3 protein-coding genes are annotated in these 1,844 nt (G+C 69.6%); 1 reads left to right on the plus strand and 2 read right to left on the minus strand.

Features of this window, described 5'->3' with window-relative positions; translation table 11 throughout:
- Positions 1-441 (plus strand): hypothetical protein (locus IEZ31_RS55615; RefSeq protein ID WP_229837339.1); only part of this gene is annotated, 441 nt, incomplete at its 5' end.
- Positions 442-511: 70 nt separating this feature from the next.
- Here IEZ31_RS55615 and IEZ31_RS55620 read toward each other — a convergent pair.
- Together IEZ31_RS55620 and IEZ31_RS55625 are read right to left on the minus strand one after the other, a co-directional pair.
- Positions 512-1,282, minus strand: a complete 771-nt coding sequence (locus tag IEZ31_RS55620; RefSeq protein WP_190258267.1) for a DedA family protein — start codon at positions 1,280-1,282, stop codon at positions 512-514.
- Between the two features lie 178 nt (positions 1,283-1,460).
- Positions 1,461-1,721 (minus strand): UBP-type zinc finger domain-containing protein, encoded by a 261-nt coding sequence (locus tag IEZ31_RS55625; RefSeq protein WP_190258268.1) that lies wholly within the window; start codon positions 1,719-1,721, stop codon positions 1,461-1,463.
- Positions 1,722-1,844 lie beyond the last annotated feature (123 nt).

Here is a 1,844-nt window from a genome sequence, read left to right on the forward strand (position 1 = left end):
GGCTCCGGCGACATCCTGCGCATCGACGGCCGCGGCACCGTCCAGGACTCCTGGCTGCACGACCCCAACGGCGTCGGCTCCGCCCAGCACAACGACGTCATCCAGTCGACCAATGCGAAGTACATCCGCATCCTGCACAACCGGCTGGAGAACCAGCACACCCAGACCTCGTGCATCCTGCTCAAGGCCGACATCGGCTCGATCAGCGACGTCGTGGTCGACAGCAACCTGATGAACGGCGGCGGCTACTCGTTCTACTGGTACGACGCCAACTACAAGATCACCAACGGCAAGGTCACGAACAACAAGTTCATGCGCTCCTCCGGCGGCGGATTCTGGCCCAAGGGCGGCTACTACGGCACCCAGGCCTTCTCCGCCTCGACAATGCCGGAGTGGAGCAACAACACCTGGAACGACAACGGAGCGCAGATCAAGCCGTAGTCTTCGCGGGACCATCAGTCAGGGGCGCGACCCGGCCTCCGGGTTGCGCCCCTGGCTGTGAGCCGAGCAATCAGGCGGTGGCCTGCAGGCCGTTCACCTCGACGACCACCGACTCGGCGGCCGCGACGGCCTCGGCGGCGGCCATGACCTCGATCGCGGCCAGCGGCTCGACCGCGGCGAGCGTCTCGAAGGCGCTGCGGCGGCAGCGGGCGACGCGGGTGCGCACGACCGGGGCACGGCCGACGGCGGCACGGCGGCGGGCGCGGCTGATCAGCCCGATCAGCGGGGCGCCGGCCAGGAAGAGCACGGCGAACGCGGCGACGAAGACCAGGGGCACCCACGACGAGCTGGCGATGGCCTCGCCGCCGAAGTGGCCGAGCAGGCCACCGTACGAGGCCCAGAGGACGGCGGCGGTCACGTCGTAGGTGGCGAAGCGGCGGGTCGACACGCCGTTGCGGCCCGCGTAGACCGCGGTGATCATGCGGCCGGCCGGGACGAACCGGCAGAACAGCACGGCCAGGAAGATGTGCTTACGCATCGCCTCGGTCAGCCGCAGCGTGATCGCCCGCGGCTTGCGCCGGCTGGTGAGACGGGTCGAGTCGCGGTGGGCGAGGCGCCGCCCGACGAGGAAGGCCATCAGGTCGCCCGCGACGACACCGGCGGCTCCGGCGAGGACGAGGAGGACGAGCTGGACGTGGCCGGTCGCGGAGAGGACGCCGCCGCCGATCATGAGCGCCTGGGCGGGGACGACGGGGACGAACGCGTCGAGGGTGAGGAGCACCAGGACGACGCCGTACAGCACGCCCGGCCCGCCCACGAGATCCAATATCGCGTTCACCATGCCGAGCTCGCCATGGCCTGCCCCCAAACCCCGTCACCGGCCGCAGTCATTCCCCGTTGACCATGGCAACACGACTGCACGTGCCACCATGCCCAACTTCGCATGATTGTGTCCCGTGTCTCCTTAGAACGCGCTGAGAAACGCGTACCCGCAGGTGGGACCCCGGGGCGGGAGCCGTCTACCCGACGGTTTCGTCCACAAAACACCAGCGCCAGAACTCGCCCGGCTCGATCGACTGCATCACCGGGTGACGCGTGGTGAGGAAGTGCTGCGTAGCGTGCCGGCGCGGCGACGAGTCGCAGCATCCGACGTGCCCGCAGGCGAGACACTGGCGCAGGTGCACCCAGTCGTGGAAGCCCATGGCCAGGCACTCCGGACACCCTTCGAGCCCCACGGGCGCGTCGACCTTCTCCGACGCCGAAATGTGCTCACAGCTCACGCCGCCTCCGCTTCGCTCCGGCAGCGCTCGCACGCGCTGACCCCCTGGTGAGCGGCCTCTCCGCTACGCTCCGAACCGCTCACGCCGCCTCCGCTTCGCTCCGGCAGCGCTCGCACGCGCTGA

It is taken from the genome of Dactylosporangium sucinum, assembly GCF_014647515.1.
Lineage (GTDB): Bacteria > Actinomycetota > Actinomycetes > Mycobacteriales > Micromonosporaceae > Dactylosporangium > Dactylosporangium sucinum.

Coding starts and splice junctions, on each gene's coding strand:
- IEZ31_RS55620 (WP_190258267.1), bottom strand. CDS start 1,282: ATGGTGAACGCGATATTGGATCTCGTGGGCGGGCCGGGCGTGCTGTAC.